The organism is Nonomuraea monospora (assembly GCF_039531895.1).
GTDB classification, from domain to species: Bacteria; Actinomycetota; Actinomycetes; order Streptosporangiales; family Streptosporangiaceae; genus Nonomuraea; species Nonomuraea monospora.
Window position 1 is genome coordinate 339,251 of the sequence record NZ_BAAAQX010000008.1, and the last position, 22,785, is coordinate 362,035.

Annotated in this window: 27 protein-coding genes and 4 tRNA genes; 12 read left to right on the forward strand and 19 right to left on the reverse strand. The window is 72.1% G+C overall.

Going from position 1 to position 22,785, the window contains the following annotated elements:
• Window positions 1-6: 6 nt before the first annotated feature.
• The 3 genes from ABD331_RS18730 to thrC all read right to left on the reverse strand — a co-directional run bounded on the left by ABD331_RS18730 (window position 7) and on the right by thrC (window position 2,538).
• Window positions 7-606: a biotin transporter BioY gene (locus ABD331_RS18730; protein WP_344476340.1), complete on the reverse strand. Its 600-nt coding sequence runs from the start codon at window positions 604-606 to the stop codon at window positions 7-9.
• Window positions 607-671: 65 nt separating this feature from the next.
• Complete coding sequence (locus ABD331_RS18735; RefSeq protein ID WP_344476342.1) at window positions 672-1,313, reverse strand: DNA/RNA non-specific endonuclease; 642 nt, start codon at window positions 1,311-1,313, stop codon at window positions 672-674.
• A 160-nt stretch (window positions 1,314-1,473) separates the two neighbouring features.
• A complete protein-coding gene (gene thrC / locus ABD331_RS18740; protein ID WP_344476345.1) occupies window positions 1,474-2,538 on the reverse strand; it encodes a threonine synthase in 1,065 nt (354 codons plus the stop codon).
• Window positions 2,539-2,602: 64 nt separating this feature from the next.
• On the opposite strand from thrC, the gene ABD331_RS18745 reads away from it, so the two are divergent.
• Window positions 2,603-3,418, forward strand: coding sequence for a MurR/RpiR family transcriptional regulator (locus ABD331_RS18745; RefSeq protein WP_344476347.1), 816 nt, complete (start codon window positions 2,603-2,605; stop codon window positions 3,416-3,418).
• 83 nt (window positions 3,419-3,501) lie between these two features.
• Here ABD331_RS18745 and ABD331_RS18750 read toward each other — a convergent pair whose 3' ends face one another.
• The 9 genes from ABD331_RS18750 to ABD331_RS18790 form a co-directional block, all read right to left on the reverse strand.
• A complete protein-coding gene (locus ABD331_RS18750; protein ID WP_344476349.1) occupies window positions 3,502-5,058 on the reverse strand; it encodes a carboxylesterase/lipase family protein in 1,557 nt (518 codons plus the stop codon).
• Between the two features lie 77 nt (window positions 5,059-5,135).
• Window positions 5,136-5,660: a GNAT family N-acetyltransferase gene (locus ABD331_RS18755; RefSeq protein ID WP_344476351.1), complete on the reverse strand. Its 525-nt coding sequence runs from the start codon at window positions 5,658-5,660 to the stop codon at window positions 5,136-5,138.
• A gap of 11 nt (window positions 5,661-5,671) precedes the next feature.
• Window positions 5,672-6,220, reverse strand: a complete 549-nt coding sequence (locus ABD331_RS18760; RefSeq protein ID WP_344476353.1) for a helix-turn-helix domain-containing protein — start codon at window positions 6,218-6,220, stop codon at window positions 5,672-5,674.
• Window positions 6,221-6,281: 61 nt separating this feature from the next.
• A complete protein-coding gene (locus ABD331_RS18765) occupies window positions 6,282-7,109 on the reverse strand; it encodes a hypothetical protein (protein WP_344476355.1) in 828 nt (275 codons plus the stop codon).
• A complete protein-coding gene (locus ABD331_RS18770; RefSeq protein WP_344476357.1) occupies window positions 7,109-7,663 on the reverse strand; it encodes an RNA polymerase sigma factor in 555 nt (184 codons plus the stop codon). Before ABD331_RS18770 ends, ABD331_RS18765 begins: the two co-directional genes overlap by 1 nt.
• Before the next feature lie 61 nt (window positions 7,664-7,724).
• On the reverse strand, window positions 7,725-8,000 hold the full coding sequence (locus tag ABD331_RS18775) for a DUF6204 family protein (RefSeq protein WP_344476359.1): 276 nt from the start codon (window positions 7,998-8,000) through the stop codon (window positions 7,725-7,727).
• 12 nt (window positions 8,001-8,012) lie between these two features.
• Window positions 8,013-8,651 carry a TetR/AcrR family transcriptional regulator gene (locus ABD331_RS18780; protein ID WP_344476361.1) on the reverse strand — a complete coding sequence of 213 codons (639 nt, stop codon included), beginning with the start codon at window positions 8,649-8,651 and terminating at the stop codon, window positions 8,013-8,015.
• 29 nt (window positions 8,652-8,680) lie between these two features.
• Window positions 8,681-9,445 (reverse strand): MerR family transcriptional regulator, encoded by a 765-nt coding sequence (locus ABD331_RS18785; RefSeq protein WP_344476363.1) that lies wholly within the window; start codon window positions 9,443-9,445, stop codon window positions 8,681-8,683.
• A 33-nt stretch (window positions 9,446-9,478) separates the two neighbouring features.
• Window positions 9,479-10,075: a TetR/AcrR family transcriptional regulator gene (locus ABD331_RS18790; RefSeq protein ID WP_344476365.1), complete on the reverse strand. Its 597-nt coding sequence runs from the start codon at window positions 10,073-10,075 to the stop codon at window positions 9,479-9,481.
• A gap of 127 nt (window positions 10,076-10,202) precedes the next feature.
• On the opposite strand from ABD331_RS18790, the gene ABD331_RS18795 reads away from it, so the two are divergent.
• From ABD331_RS18795 to ABD331_RS18835, 9 genes are all read left to right on the forward strand, one after another.
• On the forward strand, window positions 10,203-11,018 hold the full coding sequence (locus ABD331_RS18795; RefSeq protein WP_344476367.1) for an SDR family NAD(P)-dependent oxidoreductase: 816 nt from the start codon (window positions 10,203-10,205) through the stop codon (window positions 11,016-11,018).
• 225 nt (window positions 11,019-11,243) lie between these two features.
• Window positions 11,244-11,316: transfer RNA gene (locus tag ABD331_RS18800), tRNA-Leu, on the forward strand.
• A 4-nt stretch (window positions 11,317-11,320) separates the two neighbouring features.
• Window positions 11,321-11,393: transfer RNA gene (locus tag ABD331_RS18805), tRNA-Glu, on the forward strand.
• A 1-nt stretch (window position 11,394) separates the two neighbouring features.
• Window positions 11,395-11,470 (forward strand) — tRNA-Arg (locus ABD331_RS18810).
• 10 nt (window positions 11,471-11,480) lie between these two features.
• Window positions 11,481-11,554, forward strand: a tRNA-Cys gene (locus ABD331_RS18815).
• 268 nt (window positions 11,555-11,822) lie between these two features.
• On the forward strand, window positions 11,823-12,647 hold the full coding sequence (locus ABD331_RS18820) for a nitroreductase/quinone reductase family protein (protein ID WP_344476370.1): 825 nt from the start codon (window positions 11,823-11,825) through the stop codon (window positions 12,645-12,647).
• Between the two features lie 171 nt (window positions 12,648-12,818).
• A complete protein-coding gene (locus ABD331_RS18825; RefSeq protein WP_344476373.1) occupies window positions 12,819-14,213 on the forward strand; it encodes an alpha/beta fold hydrolase in 1,395 nt (464 codons plus the stop codon).
• Between the two features lie 7 nt (window positions 14,214-14,220).
• Window positions 14,221-15,297 (forward strand): sensor histidine kinase, encoded by a 1,077-nt coding sequence (locus ABD331_RS18830; protein ID WP_344476375.1) that lies wholly within the window; start codon window positions 14,221-14,223, stop codon window positions 15,295-15,297.
• Window positions 15,291-15,950 (forward strand): response regulator, encoded by a 660-nt coding sequence (locus ABD331_RS18835; protein WP_344476377.1) that lies wholly within the window; start codon window positions 15,291-15,293, stop codon window positions 15,948-15,950. The genes ABD331_RS18830 and ABD331_RS18835 overlap by 7 nt, the downstream gene beginning before the upstream one ends.
• Here ABD331_RS18835 and ABD331_RS18840 read toward each other — a convergent pair.
• Genes ABD331_RS18840 through ABD331_RS18850 form a run of 3 tightly spaced genes read right to left on the reverse strand, consistent with a single transcriptional unit; the run spans window position 15,931 to window position 18,382 of the window.
• Entirely contained in the window at window positions 15,931-16,923 is a 993-nt protein-coding gene (locus ABD331_RS18840) for an aldo/keto reductase (RefSeq protein ID WP_344476379.1), read from the reverse strand. The two genes, ABD331_RS18835 and ABD331_RS18840, sit on opposite strands and share 20 nt — an antisense overlap.
• 14 nt (window positions 16,924-16,937) lie before the next feature.
• Window positions 16,938-17,813 (reverse strand): aminoglycoside phosphotransferase family protein, encoded by an 876-nt coding sequence (locus tag ABD331_RS18845; protein ID WP_344476515.1) that lies wholly within the window; start codon window positions 17,811-17,813, stop codon window positions 16,938-16,940.
• Window positions 17,814-17,815: 2 nt separating this feature from the next.
• Window positions 17,816-18,382, reverse strand: coding sequence for a GNAT family N-acetyltransferase (locus tag ABD331_RS18850; RefSeq protein WP_425566010.1), 567 nt, complete (start codon window positions 18,380-18,382; stop codon window positions 17,816-17,818).
• A 160-nt stretch (window positions 18,383-18,542) separates the two neighbouring features.
• Between ABD331_RS18850 and ABD331_RS18855 the strand changes: the two genes are divergently transcribed.
• Window positions 18,543-19,064, forward strand: coding sequence for a hypothetical protein (locus ABD331_RS18855; RefSeq protein WP_344476383.1), 522 nt, complete (start codon window positions 18,543-18,545; stop codon window positions 19,062-19,064).
• A gap of 444 nt (window positions 19,065-19,508) precedes the next feature.
• On the opposite strand, the gene ABD331_RS18860 is transcribed toward ABD331_RS18855, so the two are convergent.
• A complete protein-coding gene (locus tag ABD331_RS18860) occupies window positions 19,509-20,012 on the reverse strand; it encodes a MarR family winged helix-turn-helix transcriptional regulator (RefSeq protein WP_344476385.1) in 504 nt (167 codons plus the stop codon).
• A gap of 60 nt (window positions 20,013-20,072) precedes the next feature.
• Between ABD331_RS18860 and ABD331_RS18865 the strand changes: the two genes are divergently transcribed.
• Complete coding sequence (locus ABD331_RS18865; RefSeq protein ID WP_344476387.1) at window positions 20,073-20,615, forward strand: GNAT family N-acetyltransferase; 543 nt, start codon at window positions 20,073-20,075, stop codon at window positions 20,613-20,615.
• Here the strand turns inward: ABD331_RS18865 and ABD331_RS18870 are convergent.
• From ABD331_RS18870 to ABD331_RS18880, 3 genes are read right to left on the reverse strand one after another with little or no spacing between them, the layout of a single operon-like run.
• Window positions 20,578-20,820: an SDR family NAD(P)-dependent oxidoreductase gene (locus ABD331_RS18870; RefSeq protein WP_344476389.1), complete on the reverse strand. Its 243-nt coding sequence runs from the start codon at window positions 20,818-20,820 to the stop codon at window positions 20,578-20,580. The two genes, ABD331_RS18865 and ABD331_RS18870, sit on opposite strands and share 38 nt — an antisense overlap.
• Window positions 20,817-21,797, reverse strand: a complete 981-nt coding sequence (locus ABD331_RS18875) for an alpha/beta fold hydrolase (RefSeq protein WP_344476391.1) — start codon at window positions 21,795-21,797, stop codon at window positions 20,817-20,819. The genes ABD331_RS18870 and ABD331_RS18875 overlap by 4 nt, the downstream gene beginning before the upstream one ends.
• Complete coding sequence (locus ABD331_RS18880) at window positions 21,794-22,717, reverse strand: zinc-binding dehydrogenase (RefSeq protein ID WP_344476393.1); 924 nt, start codon at window positions 22,715-22,717, stop codon at window positions 21,794-21,796. Before ABD331_RS18880 ends, ABD331_RS18875 begins: the two co-directional genes overlap by 4 nt.
• Between the last annotated feature and the right edge of the window lie 68 nt (window positions 22,718-22,785).

Sequence of the window (22,785 nt, forward strand, 5' to 3'; positions counted from 1 at the left end):
AAGGGGTCAACGCCCCCAGCCCGAACGCACGCGTTCCCGGTGCACGGCGGGCACCGCGTCGGGGTAGGCCCGCTGCGTGCCCCTGGCCACGACCGCGGTCAGCCCCGCCTTGAGCAGGTCGCCGGGCAGGAACAGGAGGGTGCTCAACGCGGCCGTGCCGAGCGGGATCCCGCCCACGAGCGACCACACGGGGATCCCGAACAAGTAGATCACGCCGATGCAACCTACCAAGCAGGCCACGAACAGCTGCAAGGTGCTCGGGCTGCGGCCGGCCCGCTCCGTCAGCCACCCGGTCACCGCCGCCCCGGGCAGCCAGCCGATCAGGAACCCGGCCGACGGCCCGGTGAACAACCCGAGCCCGCCCCGCCCGCCGGCCGCCAGCGGCAGCCCGGCGGCGATCAGCACGAGCAGCACCAGGACGGCCAGCGCGGCCCGCCACGTGCCCAGGATCACCCCGGCCAGCATGACGCCCATCGTCTGGAGCGTGATGGGAACGGCGGCCCCGAAGACGTTCAACGTGCCCGGCACGCCGAGGACGGCGATGAGCGCCGCGAACACGGCCACCCTCGCCAGGGTCTGCGTCGCGATCCCGCGCTGTTTCTTCATGGAGTCGATCCCACACCACGCGGGTCACGGACGGGCATGGAGGGATCCCACAACTTTCCGGCGGATCATCTGCGAGTGATTGATACCGTCCGCACAGTGCAGCGGGCCTCCTGGAACGCCTTGGTGATCTTTTCCTGCCTGGCCTCGAAGTCCTTGACGGGCAGCGCGCGGTTCGGCAGGTCGAACTCCAGCTTCGCGGGGGCCGACAGGCTGATCGTGATCTGGTCGGGGGCGAGGGTGTCGCGGTCGGGGTAGCGCAGGCGCACCCGGTAGTCGGCCACGGTGCCCTCGCCGTCCAGGCAGGAGCGGGCGCCGTCCTCGACGCTTTTCATCAGGCCCTGGTTGATCTGCCTGCCCTGCATGGGGACGAGGTTGTAGCGCATGCCGACGCCGTCGAAGGAGGCGGCGATGAGGTGGCCGCCGTTCCAGTCGCCGCTGCCGCCCCAGTTGCCGACGATGCCCTGGCAGCCGGTGCGGGCGGCGCTCCTGTCGGCGAGCTTCCTGGCCAGGGCCTCGACGGGGCGCCCGGCGTCGTCGGTGGTGAAGGTGTGGTGGTGGGCGTGGTAGGTGTGGGCCGGCTTCAGGTGGCGCTCGCAGGGAGCGGTCTCCGGTGCGTACGCGGGTGCCGCCGCCCCGGCGGTGAGCAGCAGGGCGGCGGCGCTCGCGCGTCGCAGGGCAGGCAGGATCGGGGGCAGGATCGGGGGCACGGTGGCGTTCCTCTCGGGAAGGGAAGATCGCCGGCCAGGCGCGATACGCCGATGGAGGGGCAGGCATATGGCCGTATCGGCCGCCTCGTCGGCTTTGTCGCGACATTCGTGCCCGTGACCGTAGTCACATAACGTTGCCTAACGGTTACTGTTAGTTGTTTCAGGCGGCCAGGCGCAGGGCGCGGGCCACGTCGGAGGTGGCGGCCGAGGTCTCGGTGGCGGTGTAACCGTCACGCAGGGACGCGTCGAGGTCCTTCAGCCCGTTGCCGCTGAGCGTGATCACGATGCGCAGCCCGGGCTCCAGCCCGCCTCTGGCGTGCAGGTCGAGCAGGCCCGCCACGCCGGCCGCGGAGGCGGGCTCGGCGAAGACGCCGTCACGGCGGGCCACCAGCCGGTACGCCGCGAAGATCTGCTCGTCGGTCACCGCGGCGATGAACCCGTCCGACTCGTCGCGGGCGGCCAGCGCGCCGTCCCAGGTGGCCGGGTGGCCGATGTTGATCGCGGTGGCCGCCGTGCGGGGCGCGGCGACGGGCTCGCCGCGGACGAACGGGGCCGCGCCCGCCGCCTGGAAGCCCCACAGGCGCGGCAGCCGCGACGACAGCCCGGCCTCGCGGTAGTTGCGGTAGCCGCCCCAGGTGGCAGTGATGTTGCCGCCGTTGCCCACCGGCAGGCAGTGCACGTCGGGCGCGTCGCCGAGGGCGTCCACGATCTCGTACGCCACCGTGCGCTGCCCGGACAGGCGCAGCTCGTTGCCGACCGAGTTGACCAGCGCGATCGGGTGGTGGGCGGCCAGCTCGCGGGCCACCCGCAGGCAGTCGTCGAAGGTGCCGTCGATCTCCACGATCTCGGCGCCGTACCGGACGGCCTGGCTCAGCTTGCCCAGCGCGACGCCGCTCCTGGGCACCAGCACGGCGGCGCTCAGCCCGGCGCGGGCGGCGTAGGCGGCGGCCGAGGCGCTGGTGTTGCCCGTGGAGGCGCAGATGACGACCTCGGCGCCGGCCTCGGCGGCGCGGCTGATCGCCACCGTCATGCCGCGGTCCTTGAACGAGCCCGTCGGGTTCGCGCCCTCCACCTTCAGCCAGACCTCGCATCCCGTCAGCTCCGACAGGTGCGCCGAGCGCAGCAGCGGCGTGTTGCCCTCGTTGAGCGAGACGGACGGGGTGTCGGGGGTGACCGGCAGCCAGCGCCGGTACGGGCTGTCGATGAGGCCGTGCCAGGTAGTCATGGCGGCACCGTAACACCCGTTTCGTATATGTCGTCAAACGAGGGCTGATGTAACATTTGTCATTGTGGAGAACGATCCGATCGCGGCCCGCCTCGGCGCCGTCTATCCCGAGCTGCCGCCCGGGGAGCGCGCCGTCGTGCGCGTGCTGCTCGACGACTACCCGTTCGCGGCGCTCGGCTCGCTGCGCGCCCTGGCCGAGCGGGCGGGGGTGAGCCCGCCGACGGCCTCGCGGCTCTTCGACCGGCTCGGGTTCGGCGGGTTCGCCGCGTTCCAGGCGGCCGTGCGGCACGGCGCCCGCGACCGTTCCCAGCTCCTGGAGCACGTCGCGGGGCCCACGAACCTCGGGCAGGCGGCGGAGGACCTGCGGGCCGGGCTTGACGGCACGCTGGCCGCCGTCCCCGAGTCGCTCTGCGACAAGGTCGCCGCGCTGCTGGCCGAGGCGCGCACCGTGTGGGCGCTCGGCGGCCCGCTCAGCGAGCTGGCGGCCGAATACCTGATCCGCCAGCTCGCCAGCCTGCGGCCCGGCGCGCACCGGGTGCCCGGCCCCGCGCCCGCCCGCGCCCGTACGGTGCTGGACCTGGGGCCGTCCGACGTGGTCGTGGCCTACGACTTCCGCCGCTACTCCCCCGGCACCGCCCGCTTCGTGCGCGCCGCGCACGAGCGGGGCGCGCGCCTGGTGCTCGTCACCGACGCCTGGGGATCACCGCTGGCCGCCCAGGCGGAGGTGCTGATCAGCCTGCCGCGCGAGGCGAGCGGCCCGATCGCGCCGCTCGCCCACGAGATCGCGGTCACCGAGCTGCTGCTCGTCGCCGCCGCCGCGCTGCTCGCGCCCACCCGGCGCCTCGCCGACCTCGAAGAACTCACCCGCTCCCTGTCCTGAGCCGACCTCGACGAGCTCACCCGCTCGCCGTCCTGAGCCTGGACGAGCTCGCCCAGTCCCGTCCTCAGCCGACTGCGCCCAGCTCACCCGATCCCTGTGCTGAGGCGCGGCGTGGTGCCCAGCGACGCCCAGAACGCGCAGTTGCTCGCCTTCGCCGGGTCCACCGTGCGGATGCCGCCCGGCCCCGGCGCCAGGCTCAGCACGTCGCCCGTCGAGCGGTAGCGCGGCCAGCCCGCCGCCTTGGGACGGCCGGTGGCGGCGAACGACGTCCAGAAACCGACCATGGCGTCCGACAGCCGCTCCTGCTCGGCATTCAGCCCGGTGCCCGGCAGCAGGCCGGGGAACAGGTACTCCAGCTCCGAGGCGTGGTAGGCGCCCTCCTCGAACCCCGGCACGTCGATCAGCGACGGCGCCGTCCTGTCGGCGAACTGGTAGCCCCAGACCGGCACGCCGGAGCGCGCGAACAATCCGAGCGCGTCCAGATGGCCGCAGGTGGACAGGGGCGAGCCGAAGTCGGTCAGCAGCGTCGCGACCGCGATCCGCAGGTCCGGATAGGCCGAAGCAGGGTAGCGGGCCAGCACGGCCTCGGCGTCGTCGCCGTAGGTGGCGCGCACGAACCCCTCGTACTCCTCCACCGTGATCGGCTGCGGGAACTGCAGCGACAGGAACAGCCGCATCTCGTCCAGGGTGTTGCCGTGGATGATCGGCATGCGGTTGTAGCGCCCCGAGGCGAACGCCTCGTACGGCTGCGCGGGCAGCACGTGATCGGCCCCCGCGACGGCGTACGGGTTCTGCTCCTGGTAGCTCTCCAGCATCGTCGGCACGGGCAGCGCGCGCAGGCAGGCGGCGTCGGAGCAGCCCACGGCCGCCGCGAATTGGGCGCCCGCCGTCTCGGCCTCCTGCTCGGTCCTGGTCGGCCAGGCGCAGCTGTAGCTCTGCGGGATCGCGCGGTGGAACAGGCCCGCCGCCGTCGGCGAGGCCAGGTTGGCGCAGGTGTCGGCGCCGCCGGCCGACTCGCCGAACAGGGTCACGTTGCCGGGGTCGCCGCCGAAGGCCGCGATGTTGCGGCGCACCCAGCGCAGCGCCGCCTGCTGGTCGAGCAGCCCGTAGTTGCCGCTCTGGTAGCGCTCGCCGGCCTCCAGCGCGGGGTGGGCCAGCCAGCCCAGCACGCCGAGCCGGTAGTTGACGGTGACGACCACGACGCCGCCCTCGACGGCCAGCTTGGCGCCGTCGTACAGGGCGCTGTCGCCGGTGAGGTTGCCGCCGCCGTGCACCCAGACCATCACGGGCAGCCGTCCCGCGCGGCGCGGGACGGTGACGTTGAGGTAGAGGCAGTCCTCGGCGTACGTCGCCACGGGGCTGCCGAAGGGGTTGGCGGGTTGCGCGCACTGGCTGGCGAAGGCCGTCGCGTCACGCACGCCCCGCCACGCCTCGGCCGGTCGCGGCGCCTTCCAGCGCAGCTCGCCGACGGGCGGCGCGGCGTACGGGATGCCCTTGAACTCCCGGCGGTCGTCCAGCACCTGGCCCTTGACCACGCCCTTGTCCGTCCGCACCTGGTCGGGGGACCCGGCTTCGGCGGCGGCGGGGGCGGCGAGGAGGGTGGTGAGGAGCAGAATCGCTGCTGCGGGAATGAGTCGCACGGAGATCTCCTTCCGGCGGAGCGCCCTGACCGTACACGTGTGGGCGCCCTGACCGTACACGCGGGCGGCGCACGCGCCTAGGTGTCCGTCAGCCGCTTGAAGAAGAAGCTGCAGTCGCGCAGGGTGCCGTCAGGTGAGGCGGCGTAGTCGGGGACGATGCCGAAGCGCGTCCAGCCGCCGGACAGGTAGACGTGCTCGGCGGTGCTGCCCGTCTCGGTGTCCAGCATCAGCAGGCTGACCCCGGCGTCGAGGGCGGCCTGCTCGGCCGTAGCCAGCAGGGCGCGCGACAGGCCCTGGCCGCGTGCGGCGCGGTGCACCATCAGCTTGACGACCTCGGCGCGGTGCCGGGAGTTGGCCTTGACGGCCGGGATCAGGCTGACGGTGCCGGCCAGGACGCCGTCCACCCGGCACACCCACACGAGCTGGCCGCCCGCCGCCACCGCCGGCGCCTGCGCCCGCCACCACGCCGCCGCGGCCTCGTGGCGGAACGGGGTCACGAACCCCAGCGAGGCGCCGTCGTCCACGGCGTCGACCAGCAGGTCCGCCAGCTCCTTGACGCTGTGCTCGAACTCCTCCGCGGACAGGCGGGCGATGGTGCGCATGTGATCCCTTCTCACGGCAGGACTACGAAGATCGCGTAACGGGCCTGAACAGGGCCTGGGCAGCGGAAGCGGGAGGCGCCCCACAGGCGGAAGCGCAGGCAGTCGCCCGCCTCCAGCAGGTGCGTGCGGCCGTTCGCGGTGATCTCCACCGCTCCCTCGAGCGCCCAGATGTGCTGCTCAAGCCCCGGTACGGGCGGCGCGTCGTAGGAGATGTCGGCGCCCGGCCGCAGTGTCGCCTCGACGACCTCGCCACGCAGCCCGGGGTGCGGCGGGGAGAGCGAGCGGCGGACGAACCCCGACTCCTCGTCCCGCCACACCGGCTGCGCCCCGGCGGTCACGACCTGCGGCGGCTCTTCCTCGACCTCGGCCAGCAGCCGGGACATCGTCCGCCCGTACACTTCGCACAGCTTGCCCAGCAGGGCGGCCGTCGGGCTGATCTCACCGCGTTCCAGCCTGGACAGCGTCGAGCGGCTGATGCCCGAGCGGTGCGCCAGCTCCTCCAGCGGCCAGCCCCGCTCGACGCGCAGCTCGGCGAGACGGTCGGCGAGCCTCGCATCCATGTCTCCCACATTTGGGATGATATCCCATATCTGGGATGACAGATGGCCGCATGGATGGGGATCAGCAGCGGGACTCCGGCTTGCGCCGGGTGGCGGGCTCGGCGGCGACCAGCAGGAGCGCCTGGCCGTCGGCGCTCATGACGCCGTCGTGCACGAACCAGTCGCCGGGCGGCGCGAAACCCGGGAGCTTGCCGTAGGCGGTGTACGACGGCGTGACGCCACGCTCGCGCAGCAGGGCCGAGACCTCGGTGACGCTCTCGTTGACGAACTCCACGCAGTGCAGCGGCTCGCCGGGCAGGGCGATGCCGGGCGGCATCCTGTACCGCTCGCCGGGCAGGGCCCGCCTGCCGAGCGTGATCTCGGCCTTCTTGTCGAAGTCGACCGGCACCTTCACCCCGATGGGGCAGCCCGCGAACCGCTCGCAGGCGCCGGGGGCGTCGATCGTGGTGATCGGCCCCTCGACAGGCACTGCCTTGCCGGACATCAGCCGTTCCATGTCGTTGATCACGATGATCCGGCCCGTCATGCTGGGGGAGGTCGGCGCCAGGTCGAGCGTGATGTCCAGGCCTCTGGCCCGCAGCTCGCGCTGGTAGACCTCGGGCTCGGCCATCAGGTCCTTGACGGTGATCACGTAGTGGTCGTCGACCACCTCGATGTCCAGCGCGGCGGAGGCGGGCGCCTGCGCGACGCCCACGGACAGCAGGGCCGTCAGCGCGGCCAGCACCGGCACGGCCGCCCACCTGCGCGGCCGGGGCAGCGCCTGCCACCTGCGGCGGCGCTCGGGGACCGGAACGGAGACGATCTCCTCCAGCAACTCCCTGGCGATCGGCGTCGTGCCGGGGCCCGGATCGGGCGCGATGCCGGCCACCAGCCGGTCGATCTCGTGCATCACAGGATCCCCCTCGTCATGGCGACGGCGCGCAGGCCGATGCGGGCCAGGTCGATGCCGGCCGCGTCCAGGTGCCTGGCCAGCCGTTTGCGGGCCCGGTGCAGCCGCAGCCTGGCGTTGGGGCGCGAGCAGCCGAGCACGGTGGCGATGTCGTCGGAGCCCAGCCCCTCCCAGCCGGCCAGCGCGAGGATCTCCCGGTCGTCCGGGCTCAGCCGCCCGAACGCCTCCCGCACGCCCGCCAGGCTCTCGCGGGCCTGGGTGTGCTCCGCCCACACGGCGAGCTGCCGTCCGAGCCGCTCCACCAGCTCGCCGCGCCGTGACTCGGCGCGCCGGCCGTTGGCCAGCACGCGCCGGGCCACGCCGAACAGCCACAGGCGCGCGTCCGGTCCCTGCGGGAGGTCGTCCAGGCGGCGCCAGGCGGTGGCGAACGTCTCGGCGAGCGCGTCGGCGGCGTCCTCCGCGGACGTCGTACGGCGCCGGATGTAGGCGAGGATGTCGGCGTAGTGGGCAACGTAGATCACCTCGAAACGCTGCTTGCGGTCATGGTGGTGCACGCTGCCTTCTTTCATCCGATCGGTCCGACATCCCGTACCTGTCCGGACCGATCGGATAGTTTCACCCCGACTTGCGGCGAATTTTGATGTCCCGCAGGTCGGTCACCGCGAGCTTCAGGATCTCGTACGGGACCTGGTACGCCTCCAGGGCCGCCATCGCCCCGAGACCCGCGTCGTCCTCGTCGCCGTCGACCGGCACCTGGCAGCGGAAGGTGAACACCGACACGGTCGCGTCGTGCGTGAACGTCCCGGCCTCGGTGTACGCGGCTCCGGACGCCGCCAGCACGGCGGCCCTGCCCTTCTCGTCGAGCCCGTTGAACTTTCCTCTGATCGTCACCCTGAACACGATTCACTCCCCTCGTACGCCATAGGACAGGACCCGCTCGCCCAGCACGCTCTCGGCCGCGTCCAGCAGCTCCAGCACCGCCCGCGCGATCTCCTCGGGCCGCTCCCCCGCCGCCGTGCGCCGGCCGATCTCGGTCAGCACCAGCGCGTGCAGGCAGCCGATGTGCCAGGCCACCACGCGCGGCAGCGGATCGCCGGGGGCCGCGCCGCTCTCCTCGGCCAGCAGCTCGGCCAGCGCGTCGGTCATCTGGTGGCCGAGCGACTCCAGCCGGGCGGTGAGCGTGGGCGCCGCCCGCATCATCTCCAGCACCCGCCCGAACCCGGCCGTCAGGCCCACCCGGCGCTCGCGCCCGCGCACCTCCTGGCGCAGCCGGGCCAGCACCGCGCCGGCCGCCGACTGGCCGGGGGCGCGCTCGCGCACGATGTCGGCCAGGCGGTGCGGCGAGGCCTCCTCGGGCGGCAGCACCAGGTCCTCCTTGGCCTGGAAGTAGTTGTAGACGGTGTTCACCGACACCTCGGCGGCGGCGGCGACCTCGGCGATCGTGACGTGGTCGAAGCCGCGCTCGACGAAAAGGCCGATCGCCACCTCGCAGATGCGCTGCCTGGTCTGCCGCTTCTTGCGCTCGCGCAGTCCTTCGGTCATGAAGGTGAACTGTACTGCAATTTTGGAGTCTATTGCAGTTTTCTGCTCGCGATGAGGTGGGTGGCGCGGCGGACGACCTCCGCCTGCGCCGGGGCCAGCCCTTCCAGGAACGGCTCCAGTTGCGCCGGGTCCCAGCCGGGGCCCGGCCGCATGTCGTGCAGCACGTGCTCCACGCTGTAGTCCGCCAGCTCGGCGGCCAGCGGATCCACCCGGGGGTCGCCGGGCTCGGCGTCGGCCAATTCGTCCAGCCGGCGGTAGAACTCCTGGCCGCGCGCCGCCGTCGCGGGGTCGGCCGCCAGCGTGTCGAGCATGGCGAGCGTCCGCTCCCGGTTGTCCGCCGCCGACGTGCTGTCCATCAGCACCAGCAGGTCGCGGTCCCAGGCGGCGCTCCTGGACGCGGGCACGTCCACCACCCGCAGGAAGGCCACCAGGTCGGGCGAGGCGGTGTCGTCGGGGCCGAGCGTCCCGTCCTCGGCGCGGGCCAGCACCTGCGCCAGGCGGGCCCGGCGGCGGCCGATCTGCCGCTCCTGCGCGGCGAGGTCCGCGTCGATCTCTGCGAGGATCTCGGGCAGGTCCCTGGAGCGGTCCTCGGCGATGACGTCGCGGGCCTCGTCCAGGCTCAGGCCCAGCTCGACCAGGCGCCGGACGCGGGCCAGGGCGACGGCGTCGCGCATGCCGTACTCGCGGTAGCCGTTGGCCAGGCGCGGCGGCTCCGGCAGCACGCCCTGGTGGTGGTAGTGGCGCACGGTCCGGGTGGACACCCCGAGCAGCGCGGCCAGCTCTCCGATCCGCATGCACCCAGTTAAGACGTTGACGCGGCGTCAACGTCAAATCGGGCGCAGGGCCTTGAGGAAGAGGTCCACCAGCGCGTCGGCGTACTCGGGGGTCAGCGGGCCCGAGCGGTGCAGCCAGCGCTGGTAGAGGGGCGCGTACAGGATCTCCAGAGCCAGGTCGAGATCGGCGTCGGCGGCGATCTGACCGGCCCGCTGCGCGCTGCGCAGCCGGGCCTTCTTGGCCTCGTCCACCGGCGCGGCCAGCCGTTCCCGGTACTGCGCGGCCAGGTCGGGATCGTTGATGATCTCCGTGTTGAGCGCCCTGATCGGCGCCTCGAACGCCGGATCGGCGAACTCCGCCGCCGTCGCCCGCATGACGAGCTTCAGGTCGGCCTCGAGGTCGCCGGTGTCGGGCAGCGCCATGTCGCCGTCCGCGCCCGCCTCGCTCAGCGCGAGGAACGCGTCGAAGACCACCGCCCCCTTCGAGCGCCACCAGCGGTAGATCGTCTGCTTGCCCACGCCGGCCCGGGCGGCGATGGCCTCGATGGACACCTTGGCATAACCCACCTCGGAGACCAGCTCGCGGGCGGCTTCGAGGATGGCCTGGCGGGAGCGCTCGTTGCGGCGGGCGGGATCGGGGTGCTTCGGCATGCGAAGCAGCATAGCAGCCTGACGAGACGAGACGGTCCGTCTTGACAACGTGGCGGGCATGGTTCAGAGTTGGGGCATTCCGCGAGACGGTTCGTCTCGTCTCGCTTCTTGACCCAAGGAGAGAATCTTGACCCGAGTATGGTTCGTCACCGGTGCGTCGCGAGGCCTCGGACGGGCGTTCGCGGAGGCGGCGCTGGCCGCCGGAGACCGCGTCGTGGCCGCGTCGCGGAACGTGCAGCCGCTGGAGGAGCTGGCGCAGAAGTATCCCGGCCGGCTCGTACGGCTGCCGCTCGACGTGTCCGACCGCGCCGCCGTCTTCGAGACGGTCGAGCGCGCCGTGGCCGCGTTCGGCAGGCTCGACGTCGTGGTCAACAACGCGGGCAACCTGTTGTTCGGCATGGTAGAGGAAGCCACGGAGGAGCAGCTCAGAGCCCATTTCGACGTCAACTTCTTCGGCGCCGTCTGGGTCGCGCAGGCCGTCGTCCCGCATCTGCGGGCGCAGGGCTCCGGCCACCTCCTCCAGGTGACCTCGATGGGCGCGGGCGGCGGCTTCGCCTCGACCGGCATGTACGCGGCGGGCAAGGCGGCCCTCGACTCCGTCAGCGAGGCGCTGGCCATGGAGGTCGCGCCGTTCGGCGTCAAGGTCACCATCCTGCAGATGGGCGGCTACGACACCGGCCTGTTCACCACGGGCACCGTCACGACCGAGCCCGACCCGGCCTACGCGGAGCTGCGCGCCAAGCTGGCCGAGATGTGGGGCGACGAGGCCGGCCCCGACCCGAGCACCGCCGCGCCCGTCATCATGGAGCTGGTCGACCTGCCGGAGCCGCCGGTAAGGCTGATCGTCGGTAGCGCCTCCTACGACATCGTGCTGCAGATGGAACAGGCCCGTACCGAGCAATATCGCGCCTGGGAGCGGCTCAGCCGCGTCGCGGCGGGTTGATTAAAGGAGTGGCACGCCCGGCGGGCGGGTATTAATGTGAATGACAACTCCGGTCGATGAGGAAAGGCCAGCCATGCTTCGCACAGCCCTTGTGACAGAGCGGGAACGACGTCTCCCCGCGCTCGGCTGTGCGCTGCTCGGGACGGCTTCTGGATAAATCCGAGAAGGAGTATTCCGGAGGCCGCCAGGTGACCACCAGGCGGCCTTTTCTCTTTGCCCTGCCCGGCGTCCGTAGCCCAATGGGAGAGGCACCGGCCTAAGGAGCCGGACGGTGCGGGTTCGAATCCCGCCGGACGTACTGAGCCCCGTTCGTCCAGTGGTCAGGACACCCGGCTTTCACCCGGGAAATCGCCGGTTCGAATCCGGTACGGGGTACGGCCCCATAGCTCAATGGGATAGAGCGCCGGCCTACGAAGCCGGGTCTGTCGCAGGTTCGAATCCTGCTGGGGTCACGGTAGCCGTGGCGCAGTTCGCCGGTTGCGGAGGTCGGCCTGCAAAGCCGTGCCGTGCGAGTTCGACTCTCGCCTGCGCTTCCAAGAGTGGTGCCGCTTGACAGGTTCGCGCGGATGTGTGCGTAATAACCGTCGCGTCGCGTGTCGCCGGCCGGGAGGACGGCCGAGGCATGGAGGCGCCGAATCAAGGGGGATGACACCGTGGCCACTCACACTGCCGGTCGTGCCTGAGCGCACTGCGCCCGCGCGTCATCCCATGCCCTCGGCGGTGTCGTAAACCCGCTGCGCGTCGGCATGCCCGCGCGGGTTTCTCCGTTCTTTTTCCGACACCCGCCAGGAGCTTGAAAGCAGCATGCCGATAAACTTCAACCAGCAGATCATCGACGAATTCCGCGCCGGCAAGGGCCAGGTCGGCGGCCCCTTCGAGGGAGCCAGGCTGCTCCTGCTGACCACCACCGGCGCCCGATCCGGCGCCCCGCACACCACGCCGCTGGGCTACCTGCCCGACGGCGACCGCGTCCTCGTCATCGCCTCCGCCGGTGGCTCGCCCCGGCACCCCGCCTGGTACCACAACCTGGTGGCCGATCCGATGGTCACGGTGGAGGCCGGGCTGTTCACGTACCAGGCCAAGGCGGTGATCCTCGACGGAGAGGAGCGCGACCGCCTGTTCGCCCGCGCCGTCGAGCAGGACCCGGGCTGGGCCGCCTACGAGGAGCGGTCCGGGCGGACCCTGCCCGTGGTGGCGCTGCTGACGGTCGGCTTCGGCCCGCCCGCCGCCCGCATGGGCGACGCGCTGATCGCCATGCACGACGGCTTCCGCCGCGAGCTGGCCCTGATCCGCCGCGAGGTCGCCGCCTCCGGCCCGCGCCTGGCCGCCCAGCTCCGGGTCAACTGCCTGACCATGTGCCAGGGGCTGCACGTGCACCACTCGCGCGAGGACACCGGCATGTTCCCCGTTCTGGAGGAGCGTTACCCGGAAGTGGCGCCGGTGATCGCGCGGCTGCGGGACGAGCACGCGGTCGTCGCGCGGCTCCTCGGGGAGCTGCAGTCGCTGCTGCGCGACGACGGCTCCGACGTGGCGCCGGCGGACCTGCTCGCCGAGGTGGAGCGGCTCACCCGGGAGCTGGAGGCTCACCTCGACTACGAGGAGGAGCAGCTCGTCGCGCTGCTGAATTGATCTTTCGGGGTGTCCCTGTGGCAGAAGGGACAGGCGGGGTCGTATCCTGGTATGGCGTCCGGGCCCGGCGCCATATTCAGGGATTTCTCGCGACTTCGTCGCGCGCCCGCACCCCAGGATCCATCGAAGGATGGACGACCGGCGGCATGCCCCTCGGCCAGGCTGAGGGGCATGATCAAGACGATCTTCACCGTGCTCGGCACGCTGCTGCTCCCCATGGCGCCGCCCGCGACCGCGCTCTCCTGGCAGGACTGCGGGGACGGCCTGAGATGCGGCCGGATCACCGTGCCCGCCGACTGGGCCGCCCCCGAGGGTGCTCAGATCACGCTGGGGCTCGCCAAACTGCCCGCCAGGGACCCGGCCACCAGGAAGGGGACGCTCGTCCTCAACCTGGGCGGCCCCGCCCAGCAGATCTCGGTGCTGCGCGTGGCGAAGCAGGCCTTCGCCGAGCTGACCCGATGGTTCGACGTGGTGGTCTTCGACCCGCGCGGATTCGAGGCGAGCACCGGGGTGCGCTGTCCCGGCCGGGCGCCGTGGGCCGCCAACGCGGAGTGGGTGTTCCCCGACCGCGCCGCCTACGCCCGCTACACCGAGCAGAACCGCCGCTTCGGCCTCGGCTGCGCCCAGGCCGCCGGGCCGCTCGCGGGCCATGTCGACTCCGGGCAGGGGGCCCGCGACCTGGAGGCCGTCCGCGTGGCGCTCGGCGAGCGGAAGCTCACCTACTACGGCAACTCCTACGGCACCGTCCTCGGCGTGGCCTACGCCGCGGCGTTCCCCTCCCGCGTCGGACGCATGTACCTCGACAGCCCGATCGACCACACCACCCCGTCCTGGACCGCGTGGCTGCTGGCCAAGGCGAAGGTCAAGGAGGACAACCTGCGCCGCTTCGCCGCCTGGTGCGCCACCGACCCGAGTTGCGCGCTGCACGGCCGCGACGTGCTCAAGGTGTGGGACGAGGTCATGGCCCGCGCCGCGAAGCGGCCGATTCCCGCGCCGGGCGCCGGGGCCGGAGCGACGGCCGGTGCGACGCTGATCGCCTCCCGCGCGACCGTCACCTTCGACGCGACGTGGCCCGAGCTGGCCACGTCTCTGGCCGAGGCGCACGCCGGTGACGCCACCCGGTTCGCCCGGCCGTCCGCCGGGGTGGCCGACCCGGACTTCAGCAGGATCGCCAACTGCGCCGACTTCCCCTACCCGGCCGCGTACAGGCAGGTCAAAGCTCTGGAAGAGCGGCTGCGGCGGGACGCGCCGCGCATCGGCTGGACCGTGGCGTGGCCCATGGCCAACCTCTGCGCCGGGCTGCCCCACGCGATGGCCTTCCCGCCGCGTCCGGTGCGTCCGCGCGGCCTGCCGCCGATCCTGGTCGCGAGCGGTCTGTACGACGACGCGGCGCCGCCCGCCTCCGCCCGCCGGATCACGGCGCAACTGGACGGTGCCCGCCACCTGGCGGCCAAGGGCGGTCACGCGCTCTACCTGGCCGGCGATCCCTGCGTCCGCGAGCACGTCCACCGGTATCTGACCGCCGGGCAGCTCCCGCCCACGGGCACCACCTGCGGTCCGGCATGATCGTGACATGCGCCCGCTGAGGGAGGTCCTGCTCGTCGCCTGCGCCGCTTCGGCCGCGGTGCTGCTGACGGCGCTGCAGTCGTCGGCGCCTGTCGACGTCCCGCTGCTGATCACCTACAGCGTCGGCGTCAGCCTCCCGCTGCTCGTCAGGCGGACGCTGCCGCTGACCGCCGCGGCGCTCTCCGCGGTCGTCGCGCTGGCCGGGATGGCGCAGTCGCACCGCTGGGAGGGGATGCTGGTCACGATGGCCGTGTTCTGCACGGCCGTCTACCACCGGCCGCGGCGGCCCTGGCTGGTGCTGGCGATCTCCACGTGCTGGGTGGTGGGCACCAGCGTGGTGATCGGCGGGGCGACGGTGCCGGTGTTCGCCAACATGGCTCTCATGACCGCCGCCCCCGTGGCCACCGGCTACGCGCTGCGCCTGCACGTGCACCGGGCCGACCAGACGCTGCGCGTACAGCGGGCCGAGGCGGCGCGCGTCCTGGCCGAGGAGCGCACCTGGCTGGCCAGGAACGTGCACGACAGCGTGGGCCACCACCTGACCGCCATCCGGCTGCAGGCCGCGGCGGCCCGCCGGGCCCCCGACGAGACCTCGGCCGCCCGTGCCCTCGAGACGATCTCGGACCTCTCATCGTCGGCGCTCACCGAGGTCCGCGACCTGCTGCGGACGCTCAACTCGCATCCGGCCGCCGCGCAGCCCGGAGTCGCCGACCTGGAGCGGCTGGCCGGGCAACTCGCCTCCGACGACCGCACGATCGTGCTGCGCCGGTCCGGGACGGCGAGTGTCCTGCCGCCTGCGGTCGATCACACCGCTTATCGGGTGGTTCAGGAGGCTCTGACGAACGTCGTCCGGCATTCGACCGCGAGTGAGGTCACCGTCCATCTGCGGCAGGACGAGCGCGGTCTGTGCGTCGAGGTCCTCGACAACGGCGCCCCCGCGGGGGCGTCCGAGGCTGAGGGGCAGGGCATCCGCGGCATGCGGGAACGGGTACGGCTGCTCGACGGCACGCTGTCGGCGGGACCGGCCGAGACGGGCGGGTGGCGGGTTCGCGCCGACCTGCCCAGGGAGGGGAACGCGTGGTGACGATCCGGGTGCTGGTCGCCGACGATCAGGAGGCGGCGCGGGAGGCGCTGCGGCTGATCCTGGACGCCGAACCCGGCATCGAGGTGGTCGCGACGGCCGCCGACGGCGCCGAGGCGGTGCACCAGGCGCTGTGGCTGCGGCCGGACGTGGTGGTGATGGACCTGCGGATGCCCGGCATGGACGGCATCGCCGCCATCAGCCGTCTGGCCGGAGCCCCGGCCGCTCCCCGGGTGCTCGCGCTGACCACGTTCGACCTCGACGAGTACCTGTTCGGCGCGCTGCGGGCGGGCGCGGCCGGGTTCCTGCTGAAGGACAGCGACCCCGACGTGCTCGTGGCGGCGGTCCGCGAGCTGCACCAGGGCAGGGGGCTGATCGACCCGCAGGTCACCGGCCGCCTGATCAGCCGCTTCGCCGAGCTGTCACCCCGCCCCGCCACCCCCGAGCTCGACCTGCTGACACCCCGCGAGCACCACGTGCTGCGCCTGCTGGGCCAGGGGCTGACCAACGGCGAGATCGCGGCGGCGTGCACCATCGAGGAGGGCACGGTGAAGACCCACGTCAACCGCATCCTCACCAAGCTCGGGCTGCGGAGCCGCGTGCACGCCGCCATCTACGCCCACGAACACGGCCTCGTCACCCGTGACGCTCCATGAGCGGGGCGCGTTCGTCCAGCAGCTTCTCCCCGCGCAGATCAGACCACAACCCCGCAGGAACGCCGCCCGAGAACGCGGCGACATTGCGCACCACCTCCTGCTCCGACCGCATGCCGACCACGATGCCCGCGACCACCGGGTGGAGCAGCGGGAACGCCATGGCGGCCTGCGGGACGGTCACGCCGTGCGCCTCACAGACGTCGGCGATCCGGTTCACCCGTTCCAGCAGTTGCGCGTCGGCGGGCGCGTAGTCGTACCGCGCCCCCTCGACGGGCCGGTCGGTCGCCAGCAGGCCGGAGTTGAAGATGGAGGCGGCCAAGATCGACACTCCGCGTTCGGCGCAGACGGGCAGCAGCTCGTCCAGGGCGGACTGGTCGAGCAGCGTGTAGCGGCCCGACAGCATGACCACGTCCGCGTCGGTCTCCCGTACCAGGCGGGCCAGCTTGCCGGGGTGGTACATGCCCGCGCCGACCGCGCCGACCGTGCCCTCGGCACGCAGCTCTGCCAGCGCCGGATAGCCGTCGCGCAGGGCGTCCTCGAAGTGCTCCTCGGCGTCGTGCAGGTACAGCACGTCGATCCGGTCGACGCCCATGCGGGTCAGTGAGTCCTCCACGCTGCGGCGGACGCCGTCGCGGGAGAAGTCCCACACCCGGCGGTGGGTGGCGGGGACGGCGAAGCCCTCGTCCATCCGGCCCTGCGGATCCTGCGGCACCAGCAGCCGGCCGACCTTCGTCGACAGCGTGAACTCCGCCCTCGGCTTGCCGCGCAGCAGCTCACCGATCCGGCGTTCGGAATGACCGATGCCGTAGTGCGGCGAGGTGTCGAAGTAGCGGATCCCCGAGTCCCAGGCGGCTTCCAGCGCCCCCGCCGCGGTGTCGTCGTCCAGCGGTTCGAACAGGCCGCCCAGCGGCCCGCCTCCGAAGCCCAGCTCGGTGACCCGCACCGGGGTGCGTCCGAGGCGATGAGTGCGCATGCGGTGTGTCTCCTTCATGTCATGATGCGGTCGAGTGTCCGGCGGCCCATCGCGCTCATCGTGGGGTTGCTGTCGGCGTAGTACCAGACCAGCCCCATGGCCTGGACGAAGGCCCAGGCCCTGCCGCGTTCCCACTCCAGGTCATCGCTGCCCAGAGCCCGCCGGAGCACCTCGCGCGGCTGTGCCTCCAGCAGGTGCCAGGCGCCGACCAGATCCAGCGCGGGATCGGCCGGGGCGAAACCGCCGCCGTCCAGGACGCCCGCCAGGCGGCCCGCCGAGACCAGGACGTTGCCGGGGATCAGGTCGCCATGCGTCATCACGTCGTCGCCGTCGCGCGGCAGCTCTCGCAGGCGGCTCCAGAGGTGGCGGAGCCTGGGCACGTCCAGCAGCTTCTCGCTGCGCTGGAAGCACTCCTCCATCCAGGGGTCATGACGGGTGAGCTCGCCGCCCCGCCCTTCGCCGCTGAATCGCCGGCCCCCGGTCTCGGCCTTACGCAGAGCCGCGATGAAGGCCGCGAGGTCTTCGGCGAAGGCCTCCGAGCCGCTCGGGTCGGCGTCCGTGGCGGCCGTTCCCCGCAGCCACGTCTGCACCGACCAGGGCATGGGGTAGCCCGCGCCGGGCTCGCCCAGGGCCACGGGCTCGGGGGTGGGGAACGGTGAGATCCGCGCCAGCTCGGCGCTCGCTTCGGCTTCCCGTTCCAGAGCCGATCGGGTGGTGGCTGCCATGCGCAGGGGGAAGCGGGCGGCGAGGTCGTCCCCGATGCGGAAGATGGTGTTGACCGTTCCCGTCGAGCGCACCAGGCGGATCTTCAGGCCCCTCCACTGCGGGAACTGCTCCTCGACCAGGATGGCGACCGTCTCGGCCGTCACGTCCACCTGGTCGTCATGCATGGTCACGTCGTGCGCCTTTCGTAAGAGGGACACCACAATGATCGCCTTGGCGCCGGGGGCGTCGCACGCGGTTTTGCACCGGCCTCCTCACGCGGCCCTCTCCACGCGGCCCTCTCCACGCGGCCCTCTCCACGCGGCCCTCTCCACGCGGCGCGGTGGGGTGAGAAGGCAGGGAAGGCCCAGCCGGGGGGAAGCGCAGCGCCGTCCGCCAGCCGGGCGTCCCAGAACCCCTCCGTACGGTCCGCCCACCCGACCGCCGTGCCGCGGACGGCGTCGTAGACCTTCTCCAGCAGCGGCCGGGCCTCCTCACGGCCGAGCAGGCGGATCCCACCTTCGCCTTCGCCCTCGCCCTCGCCCTCGCCGAAGTCGGTGCCGGGGCGCAGGCCCATGAACCTCTTGTCTCCCTGGATCTCGGCGACGTGGCTGGCGATGCCGTAGCCGAAGCGGCCATAGATCGTCGCCTCGGCGGCGTTGAGCGCCGCGATCGGCTCGCCGCCCTGTTCGTGCCGGTCGGTGAGTTGCGTGCGCATCATCGCGGTGAGGATGCCGCGGCAGCGGTGCGTGGGCAGGACGGGACGGCGACGAGCGTGATGCCGGCGACGGGCAAGGTGGGGGTGCGGTGAGGGGTGCCGTCGCGCCGGGGATCGTCATGACGCGACCGTAGATCGACGCGCCGCCGAAGCATCCACAGGCGTTCAGGAAAAGGACGCGTTCACGTCAGGAGTTCTCGTGCGAAAGATCTTGGCAGTCCTGTGCACGCCGGCCCTCGCCGGCGCCGTCGTCGCGGCCACACCCACCGCCGCGTCGGCGACCCTCACCTTAGTCAACTGCGCCGGAACCACCACGGTGGAGTTCTCGCCCGCGCTCACCGACACCACGCAGACGGTCGCGGTCAGCGGCGCGGACGAGGGCGGCTGCGTGAGCCTCACCCATCCGGGCCTGAACGCCTTCACCGCCCCGTTCTCCGGCACCGCGACCCAGTCGTGCACCTCGTTCTTCGCCGGCGGCTCCGGCACCGAGACGCTGTACTGGAACGACAGCACCACCAGCGCCTGGAACTACACCAACAGCTTCTCCAACGTCAACGGCACCAAGGTCGGCACCTCGACCGGCACCATCGCCTCCGGAACCCTGGCCGGCGCCGATGTGACGCAGACGATCACGTTCGTCAACCTCAACCTGACCGCCTGCTCCACCACCGGACTGAGCGACATCAGCGGCACCTCCGCCTGGACATTCTCCGACCTGTGAGTCCGGTTCTGGCCGTTCCGCAGCACCCGCACCGATGCCTGCCGCGGCCTGCCTCCGGCCATTGAGGTTCGCGCATGGAAGCGCTGCAGGCAGTCGACGGTTCTCCTGACGTCACTCCGCCGTGTGCGAAGCCGCCCCGAATCGGCGCATGCGACGGCCACCCCAGAACCTCGCCACGAAATCGGCGACCGCGATCACCGACCCGTCAAACGCAACCATCAGCGCACGTTAGACAGCACTTCTGAGCGCGCGTCAGACGGCACTCCCCAGCGCGTGTCAGACGGCACTCCCCAGCGCGTGTCAGACGGCACTCCCCAGCGCGTGTCAGCCGGTACTTCTTAGCGCGTGTCAGGCCGTATTTCGTAGCGCACGTCAGACCGTCCTTCCTAGTGCACGTCGGACCGTCCTTCCTGGCGAACATCGAACCGTCCTTCGTCGGAGGCCTCAGCCCTCGCCCCCGCGCCCGCCATGTCCGGTCCTGGCAGCCTCGCGCGGGTCGCGCCGCAGGCGCTCCGCGTGATCCCGCTGGTTCCGCAACGCCACATCAAGGAACCTCTCGATCACGGCCAGCTCCGCCAGGCTGAACTTCCCCAGCTCCACCTGCGCATCCTCCACCACAGGCCCCCAGATCTCCGCACTCATCCGCTCCGCCTCCTCAGTCAGATGAACGAGAACGCGGCGGCGGTCGGCGGTGTCGCGGCGCCGTTCGGCCAGTCCGGCCCGTTCGAGCCGGTCGATCACGGTGGTCATGGCTCCGCCGGTGAGCCCGGCGGCGGTCGCCAGCTCGGTGGCCGTCAGTGGCCCTCGCGTGCTCAACCGGCTCAGACAGCGCAGGTCCGTGCGGTTGATGGCGAGGCGGCGGGCGGCGCGCTCGTCGAGGACGTCAGTGGCGTCCTGAAGGTCCTGTACGGCCTTGGCGACGGCCTCGATCAAGCTTTGCTTTGACAATCTAATCCTTAGAAAACTAAAGTAACTCCCGCCAGCATCCTACTCCCCGGGGAGACGAGCATGTCGGACAACCAGCACATCACAGTGCGCCCCGCCACAACGCACGACATCCCCGCCCTGCTCACACTCATGGACTCCGTCCTCACCTGGCTCGTCGCGCGAGGCCGCGCGGAGCAATGGGGCACTGTGCCATTCTCCCGCATCCCAGGCTTCCCCGACCTTTTCACGGGCTGGACCGCGCAAGGAGCCGTCACGACCGCCGAACGCGGCGACACGTGCGTGGGCCTCCTCGCTCTTGCCCCTGCGCCCCCGCCGCGCATCCCACGAGGGCTGATCCCGGACGACGCCGCGTTCATCCACACCGTCATGTCCGTACGGGGGCCGTCGGGGCGGGGCGTGGGCCGCGCCCTCCTGGAGGAGGCCGCCCACCGGGCCGAGGCGTCTGGAGCGCCGGCCTTAGGGCTGGATCATTGGGCCGGAAGCGCTGAGCTTGATCGCGTCTACGATCAGCACGGCTTCGTCAAGGTCGGCACGTGTGAGGACCACGCGAACGGTCGGCCGACGCTCAACACCGTACGCGTCCGCCCCCTCTTACCGAGCTGAAACGCGACGGTGGCAGCGCCGTCGGTGTCTGCCACTGGACCTTGTGGTGCGGGCCGAGCACGGCGGTGGCCTGGTCCACGCGTTGCCGGGTGCGGCCGGTGACGATCGCGTGGGCGCCCTCGGCGATGAGGCGGTGTGCGGCGGCCAGTCCCATGCCGCTCGTGCCGCCGGTGATCAGGGCGGTCTTGTCGGTGAAGCGTGTCATGCGAGTGCTCCGGAGATCCAGTCGGCGGCCATGGCCAGCCAGTCGGGGCGGGCGTTGCCGAGCAAGTGGTCGCCATGTGACAGGCACACGTAGTGCCCGTGCGGTGCCTGACGGGCCAGCGGCTCGCCGTTGGTCACGCCGGGGATGACGTCCTGGCCGCCGTCGATGACCAGCAGCGGGCAGGTGATCTGCGGGGCGAGGGCCGACAGGTCCACCTGGCCGGCGAAGCGGTGGGCCGCTTCCTCGCCACCGGCCCGCTGGATGAGGAGATCCCGTACGGGAGGTGGCAGGGCGTCCCAGTGCAGCCGGAAGGGGCCGCTGACGCTGACGGCGGCCATGACGCGACTCTCCAGGGCGGCGCTTTCGGCGACGTAGTAGCCGCCCAGGCTGAGCCCGACGAGTCCCACGTTCCGCGTGCCGATTGCGTCGATGACCTGGCCGATCACGTGGTGGTAGTCGGCGCGGACGGTGCTGGTGGCAGCGAGCGTGCCCTGTCCCGGCCCGTCCATGGCGAACACGGCAAGGCCCCGGTGCAGCAGGGCGGTGACGACGTCGTGGAATTCCTCCTTGCTGGAGTCCAGCCCCGGAACCACCACCACCGTCGCGGCGGCATCGGCTGGGCCTCGCAACCAGCCGGTGAAGCCCGGTCCTTCGATCCGGCGAGCCTGCGGCTCCAGCAGCTCCAGCGCCCGCCTCATGGCGGTGTCGGCCTCGGCCGCCGCGAGCGCGCTCTGGCGGTTCGGTCCCAGGGTGGCGAAGTGGAACCAGCGCGCCGCCGTCCGGAGGTGCTCGCCCGTGGAGATCGCCGTGGCCGCCTGCTCGGCGCGCGCCAAGTGCTCGCCTGCGGCGCGCATGAAGGTCTCGCCCCACTGGTCCGGGTCCGTCAGTTCGCCGGTGACGCGCAGGTACTCGTGCGGGTCCAGCCCGGCTCCGGTGGCGCGTGACAGGTTGGCGGCGGCGAGGTCCGCGGCGCTCATCGCGATGTTCCGATCGTCAGTACGGCCTTGCCGCGGATCCGGCGTTCCCGCAGGTCGACCAGGACGTCGGCGGTCTGGCTCCAGTCGGTGGTGCGGCCGATCTCGGGGTGCAGCCGCCCGCCGGCCGCCAGCCGTACCAGGGTGGCCAGGTCAGGACCGTACGGCGGGCCCGCGTAATGGAAGTGCCGGATCACGGCGTTCTGCGGCCCGGCCAGCAGGTCGAAGAAGTTCACCGTCGCAGGGGTACGGCTGGCCTGCCCGAACCACACGAGCAGGCCGGCCGGCGCCAGCCGGGCCAGCGCGGCCGGGAGCACGTTGCCGCCGGTGGACTCCAGCACCACGTCGAACGACCCGTCCGTCTCGTCCACGTCGTGCACGATCGCGGCGGCGCCCAGCTCGCGCAGGCGCGCGCCGCGCTCTGCCGTGGCGGTCACCGCGGTCACCTCCGCCCCGGCCGCGGCGGCGAGCTCGGTCAGGTAGTGCCCCACTCCGCCAGAGGCGCCGGTCAGCAGCACCCTCCTGCCCGTCACGGCGCCGGCCGCGCGGAGCAGCCGAAGTGCCGTGATCCCGGCCAGTGGCAGGGCGGCCGCCTGCACGGTGGTGAGCCCGCCGGGCATGACGGCGATCGAGTGGGTGGGCACGGCCGCGTACTCGGCCCAGCCGCCCATGGGTGGATGGCCCACCACCCGGCTGCCGGCCGGTGGGCCCGAGCCGTCGGCGGCGGCCTGCACGATCAGTCCCGCGACGTCCTTGCCCGGCAGCAGGCCGGGCTCCGGCGTCTCCAGCAGGAACGTCTCCCCGCGATTCGGGGAGAACGCGTCAACCTTGATCAGTACCTCGTCCGGGGCGGGCACGGGCTGAGCGGCCTGGGCGAACTCCACCGGCCGCGAGGCATCTCCTGTAGGGATCAATCTACGCATGCGGCCATGAAAGCGGCAGGCGGATCGCGTGATCCAACAACGGACGAGAGGAGCCGACAACCATGGGT

Coding starts and splice junctions, on each gene's coding strand:
- ABD331_RS18730 (WP_344476340.1), bottom strand. CDS start 606: ATGAAGAAACAGCGCGGGATCGCGACGCAGACCCTGGCGAGGGTGGCC.
- thrC (WP_344476345.1), bottom strand. CDS start 2,538: ATGACTACCTGGCACGGCCTCATCGACAGCCCGTACCGGCGCTGGCTG.
- ABD331_RS18755 (WP_344476351.1), bottom strand. CDS start 5,660: ATGCGCACCATCGCCCGCCTGTCCGCGGAGGAGTTCGAGCACAGCGTC.
- ABD331_RS18760 (WP_344476353.1), bottom strand. CDS start 6,220: ATGGATGCGAGGCTCGCCGACCGTCTCGCCGAGCTGCGCGTCGAGCGG.
- ABD331_RS18765 (WP_344476355.1), bottom strand. CDS start 7,109: ATGCACGAGATCGACCGGCTGGTGGCCGGCATCGCGCCCGATCCGGGC.
- ABD331_RS18780 (WP_344476361.1), bottom strand. CDS start 8,651: ATGACCGAAGGACTGCGCGAGCGCAAGAAGCGGCAGACCAGGCAGCGC.
- ABD331_RS18785 (WP_344476363.1), bottom strand. CDS start 9,445: ATGCGGATCGGAGAGCTGGCCGCGCTGCTCGGGGTGTCCACCCGGACC.
- ABD331_RS18790 (WP_344476365.1), bottom strand. CDS start 10,075: ATGCCGAAGCACCCCGATCCCGCCCGCCGCAACGAGCGCTCCCGCCAG.
- ABD331_RS18820 (WP_344476370.1), top strand. CDS start 11,823: ATGCCGATAAACTTCAACCAGCAGATCATCGACGAATTCCGCGCCGGC.
- ABD331_RS18825 (WP_344476373.1), top strand. CDS start 12,819: ATGATCAAGACGATCTTCACCGTGCTCGGCACGCTGCTGCTCCCCATG.
- ABD331_RS18830 (WP_344476375.1), top strand. CDS start 14,221: ATGCGCCCGCTGAGGGAGGTCCTGCTCGTCGCCTGCGCCGCTTCGGCC.
- ABD331_RS18840 (WP_344476379.1), bottom strand. CDS start 16,923: ATGCGCACTCATCGCCTCGGACGCACCCCGGTGCGGGTCACCGAGCTG.
- ABD331_RS18845 (WP_344476515.1), bottom strand. CDS start 17,813: ATGCATGACGACCAGGTGGACGTGACGGCCGAGACGGTCGCCATCCTG.
- ABD331_RS18865 (WP_344476387.1), top strand. CDS start 20,073: ATGTCGGACAACCAGCACATCACAGTGCGCCCCGCCACAACGCACGAC.
- ABD331_RS18870 (WP_344476389.1), bottom strand. CDS start 20,820: ATGACACGCTTCACCGACAAGACCGCCCTGATCACCGGCGGCACGAGC.
- ABD331_RS18875 (WP_344476391.1), bottom strand. CDS start 21,797: ATGAGCGCCGCGGACCTCGCCGCCGCCAACCTGTCACGCGCCACCGGA.
- ABD331_RS18880 (WP_344476393.1), bottom strand. CDS start 22,717: ATGCGTAGATTGATCCCTACAGGAGATGCCTCGCGGCCGGTGGAGTTC.